This is a genomic window from Promicromonospora sp. NPDC057488 (assembly GCF_042802395.1).
Lineage (GTDB): Bacteria > Actinomycetota > Actinomycetes > Actinomycetales > Cellulomonadaceae > Promicromonospora.
In genome coordinates, this window is record NZ_JBHVEG010000289.1 from 1 (window position 1) to 4,597 (window position 4,597).

Below are 4,597 nucleotides of genomic sequence, written 5' to 3' on the forward strand. Positions count from 1 at the left end.
TTTCCCACCCCAAGCCGCCTAACCCGATCGGGGCTGGTCTCGTGGGCCCGGTTTTGTGTATAAGAGCCCGGGGGGGCGGAACGCTGATCAGCGTTCCGCCCCCGTTCTTCGTCTGCACTCGGCCGGGCCCGTACCCCGGTCGAGTTCAACTCGACCAGGTCTGAACCCGGTCGAGTCCGTGCTCAGTTGAGCATCAGCACCACCGCGTCGCCCGCCTCAGCCGCCGCGCCGTAGAACGCGGCGAGCTCGGCGTAGGCCTCCGCCAGCCGCTCCGGGTCCGTCTCAGCGGCGTGCTCGCCCGGGTCAGGGCAGACGTCCTCGTCGCACACGTGGTCGGCGGCGAGCGGCGCCAGGGCGTCGAACGACGTGCCGACCAGGAACGCGGCGGCCTTCTCCACGTCCTCCGGGCCCAGATAGCGTGCCGGCGTGATCCCGCCGGTCGACGCGAGCTCGGCGCCGCCGTGCACCGGGTCGACGGGCATGCCGCCGTGCACCCGGAGCACCGTGTGGAGCGGACCCCACACGGTGCCGATGCTGAAGTACCTCGCCTCCTTAGCCGGAAGGTCGACCTGCGTCCACTCGCCCGCGAGCTCGTCGATGTGCTCCAGCGCCCAGGTCAGGTCTGTACGTGCCTTGTCGAAGTCATCGGCGGCAAGCCGCGCGTACTCACAATGAATCATCCCCATGGCCCGAGACCGTACCGATAATGCGTTTCCGTGTGTATGGGCAAAACGGACACATTCTGGCGCAACAATTTCTCATACGCGGTAAATCGGAAATTCCAGCCCGTCTGGCGCCCGTTCTGAGAGCCTTTTGTCCGATCAACCGGCCGAGAATTCACATCGAATTCACGTGGGACGGGTCAGTGCAGGCGGCGGTCGTCGCCGGACATGCTCGCGAGCACCTCCGTGGGCGTCCCGCCGTCACGCCAGCGCAGGGTCGCGCCGACACCGTCCATGAGCTCCACCGAACCCTCGGGTGCGAACGTGAGGCCGGCGTCCTGCCCGACCGCCGCGCGCACGAGCGCGACCGTGGCGGGCAGCTCCTCCAGCCGCTCCGTCACCCCCATCGCCTCCAGGTCCGACCGGTCGCCCGCGATGTGCATCGGCTCGGGTCCGATCCACAGCTTGCGCCCGTTCATCCGCCCGGGGCTCGTCCCGTACTCCTCCGCCAGCACGAGCTCCTTGACCTGCCCGCGCGAGAGCACGGCGACGACGTCGTCCACCGAGGTCACGGCGTTCGACTCGCGGCCGAGCTCCTGCCGCAGCTCCGCCAGGACCCGCTCCCGGCGCCGCTCCCGATAGGAGTCCAGCGCGTCGGAGACGCGTTCGGCGAAGGCGGTCTCGTTCACACCGGGGCCGCGTCCGCCGCCGGGCACCTCGACGAGCTTGTCCGCCGTCGGGGCCGTCAGTGCGGCCCGGGTGAGTGACACCGCGCGCTTGTCCCCCGTGAGCAGCACGAGCTCGGGGTTCGTCTCCGCTACGTGCCGCTCGATCTCGGCCGCCACGGCCGCGGCGTTGCGTTCCCAGGAGTCCTCGGCGCGGGACTCGATCCGGGCCCGCTTGATCCCCGAGGAGCTGGTCTTCTCGATCTCGTCGTGCGGTGCCTGGAACGTGCTGTGCACCTTGGCGTCCGGCCCCGCGCGGAGGAAGTCCGCGCCTGCCCGGTCGACCAGCACCTTGAGCAGCTCCACCGACTCGTCGGCGGCCAGCGCCGCCTGCAGCAGGGCCGGTACCGCCTCCCAGGAGCCGGAGCTGGCGCTCGGCGGGTTGTTCACCACGCGGTCCACCAGCACGCCCGTCTCGTCGGCGATGACGACCCGGCCGTGCGGTCCCGGGACCCTCGTGGGTCGCAGCACCACCTCTTCGATAGCGTCCAGCACGGCGACCGGGGCCTTCTGCTGTGCGAGCTCCTTGCGCACGGCGTTCCACCGTCCGCCGACGTCCCGGTCGGCGGCGAGCTCGGACGGCGTGGCGTCCAGGCACAGGGTGGCGAATGGTCCCGGGTGGCCGAGGAGGGGTTTGAGCCAATCGATCTTCATACACACCTCCGCATCACCCGCCGAGGTCGAGATGATGCCCTACCGCATGACCCCGCCCCGGCGTTCCCTCCAGGAAACGACGGATCGAGGCCGCACGCCACCCCTGTGGGGGAAATTTCTGTGACCTGTACAGGAGATATTCGGACCCGACGTTTGCCCTTGCCCCGCAAAGGGCAAAGCTCAGTCAGGCAGAGGTCACCTTCAAGCGTAGGTGTCGACCTCAGGCAAATTGTCGCCCTTGTGCTGCGCGGCGATCAGCTCGTGGTGGCGGATCACCTCGCTGACGATGAACTGCCGGAACTGCTCCGCGAACTCGGGGTCCAGGCCGGACTCCTCGGCGATGCCCGTGAGCCGCGCGATCTGCTCCTGCTCGCGCGCCGGGTCCGCCGGCGGCAGCCCGCCGACCGCCTTGAGCTCACCGACCCGTCGCGTCACCCGGAACCGTTCGGCCAGCAGGTAGACCAGCGCGGCGTCGATGTTGTCGATGCTCCCGCGGAGCCGGATGATCTCGGACGGCACCGGAGGGCTGGTCGGTTCGTTGTCAGACACATGTAGAGGCTAACCGGCGAAGGCCGTGGCGGGCGAAGCCTGTTCCGACCTGAGACGGCGATCCGCTACAGTCTGCCGAGCAGGCCACGCAACTTGGTGAAGACCCGATACCGCGCCTTCGCCACTTCAAGACTTCAACGGAGAGCAGCACATGACACTTGCCACGTCGCCGGCATTGGTGGAGGTGCCGGCGGGCACCAGCATCAACACGATCCTCGCGGACCGCGTGGCCCGCTCCGGGGACGAGGCGCTCATCGAGCGGCGTGACACGCCGGACGGCCCGTGGATCAAGGTGTCGGCGAGCCAGTTCGAGGACGAGGTGCTCGCCGTCGCCCGTGGCCTGGTGGCCCGCGGCATCGAGGTCGGCGACCGGGTCGCCATCATGTCCCGCACCCGGTACGAGTGGACGCTGCTCGACTTCGCCATCTGGGCCGCCGGCGCCGTCGCCGTGCCGGTCTACGAGACCTCTTCGGCCGAGCAGGTGCAGTGGATCCTGTCCGACGCCGGCGTCCGGCTCGTCGTGGTCGAGTCCGCCGCGCACGCCGCGACCGTCAACCAGGTGCGGCCCAGCCTGCCCGGGCTCGAGGACGTCCTGCTGATCGACGACGGCGCCGTGCTCGACCTGCGCAAGGCCGGCACCAACCTGTCCGCGGGCATCGTGGCCGAGCGGCGGGACGCCGTCCGCCGCGACGACCTGGCGACCGTCATCTACACCTCGGGCTCGACCGGCCGCCCCAAGGGCGTCGAGCTCACGCACGGCAACTTCGCGCACCTGACGCTGAACGCCGCCGAGGGCATCCCGGAGCTGCTCAAGGCCGAGAACGCACGCACGCTGCTGTTCCTGCCGCTGGCGCACGTGTTCGCGCGGTTCGTCGAGGTGGCGACCATCGCCGGCCAGGCCGTGCTGGGCCACGCCCCCGACATCAAGAACCTGGTGGGCGACCTCGGCTCGTTCCGCCCGACCTACCTGCTGGCCGTGCCGCGTGTGTTCGAGAAGGTCTACAACAGCGCGGAGCAGAAGGCGTCGTCGGGCCTCAAGGCGAAGATCTTCGCCTGGTCCGTGCGGGTCGCCGAGGACTACTCGCGGGCCATGGACGTGCCCGAGGGCCCCGGCGGCGCGCTCAAGGTGAAGCACGCGATCGCCGACCGGCTGGTGTTCAGCAAGCTCAAGGCGACCATGGGCGGGCAGCTCAGCTGGGCCGTCTCGGGCGGCGCGCCGCTGGGCGAGCGCCTGGGCCACTTCTTCCGCGGCGCGTGCGTCACCATCCTGGAGGGCTACGGCCTCACGGAGACCACGGCCCCCACGTCGGTCAACCTGCCGGGCAAGATCGTCATGGGCTCGGTGGGCCCGGCGTTCTTCGGCACGGACGTCGCCATCGCCGACGACGGCGAGGTGCTGCTGCGCGGGCCGCACATCTTCCGCGGCTACCGCAACCAGCCCGGGCTGACGGCGGAGGCGCTCGTCGACGGCTGGTTCCGCACCGGCGACCTCGGCCGCCTGGACGAGCACGGCCACCTGCACATCACGGGCCGCAAGAAGGAGATCATCGTGACCGCGGGCGGCAAGAACGTCGCCCCGGCGGTGCTCGAGGACCGCATGCGGGCGCACCCGATCGTGAGCCAGGTCGTGGTGGTCGGCGACCAGCGCCCGTTCATCGGCGCCCTCGTCACGCTCGACGCCGAGATGCTGCCCGGCTGGTGCGCCGCGAACGGCCTGCCCAAGCTGTCCGTGGCCGAGGCGCGCGTGCACCCCAAGGTGCTGGCGGAGCTCGACAAGGTGGTCGCCCAGGCCAACGAGGCGGTCTCCAAGGCCGAGTCGATCCGCAAGATCACGGTGCTCGACCTCGACTTCACCGAGGCCAACGGATACCTCACGCCGTCCATCAAGGTGAAGCGCGGCAAGGTGCTCACCGACTTCGCGGGCGTCATCGACACGCTGTACGGCGCACCCGTGGCGGCCCGTACGCACTGACGGACGAAGAACGGGGCCGGAGCGCTGATCAGCGC

The 4,597-nt window shown here is 70.0% G+C and carries 4 protein-coding genes; 1 reads left to right on the top strand and 3 read right to left on the bottom strand.

The window, feature by feature from the left end; translation table 11 throughout:
* Positions 1 to 182 precede the first annotated feature (182 nt).
* From ACFU5G_RS29185 to ACFU5G_RS29195, 3 genes are all read right to left on the bottom strand, one after another.
* Positions 183 to 686 carry a DUF1877 family protein gene (locus ACFU5G_RS29185; RefSeq protein WP_020016946.1) on the bottom strand — a complete coding sequence of 168 codons (504 nt, stop codon included), beginning with the start codon at positions 684 to 686 and terminating at the stop codon, positions 183 to 185.
* 176 nt (positions 687 to 862) lie between these two features.
* Positions 863 to 2,041 carry a Vms1/Ankzf1 family peptidyl-tRNA hydrolase gene (locus ACFU5G_RS29190; RefSeq protein WP_377252516.1) on the bottom strand — a complete coding sequence of 393 codons (1,179 nt, stop codon included), beginning with the start codon at positions 2,039 to 2,041 and terminating at the stop codon, positions 863 to 865.
* Positions 2,042 to 2,242: 201 nt separating this feature from the next.
* Positions 2,243 to 2,590 (bottom strand): chorismate mutase, encoded by a 348-nt coding sequence (locus tag ACFU5G_RS29195; protein ID WP_377252518.1) that lies wholly within the window; start codon positions 2,588 to 2,590, stop codon positions 2,243 to 2,245.
* A 151-nt stretch (positions 2,591 to 2,741) separates the two neighbouring features.
* On the opposite strand from ACFU5G_RS29195, the gene ACFU5G_RS29200 reads away from it, so the two are divergent.
* Positions 2,742 to 4,562, top strand: a complete 1,821-nt coding sequence (locus ACFU5G_RS29200) for an AMP-dependent synthetase/ligase (RefSeq protein WP_377252520.1) — start codon at positions 2,742 to 2,744, stop codon at positions 4,560 to 4,562.
* The last annotated feature ends 35 nt before the right edge of the window (positions 4,563 to 4,597 follow it).

Coding starts and splice junctions, on each gene's coding strand:
- ACFU5G_RS29185 (WP_020016946.1), bottom strand. CDS start 686: ATGGGGATGATTCATTGTGAGTACGCGCGGCTTGCCGCCGATGACTTC.
- ACFU5G_RS29190 (WP_377252516.1), bottom strand. CDS start 2,041: ATGAAGATCGATTGGCTCAAACCCCTCCTCGGCCACCCGGGACCATTC.
- ACFU5G_RS29200 (WP_377252520.1), top strand. CDS start 2,742: ATGACACTTGCCACGTCGCCGGCATTGGTGGAGGTGCCGGCGGGCACC.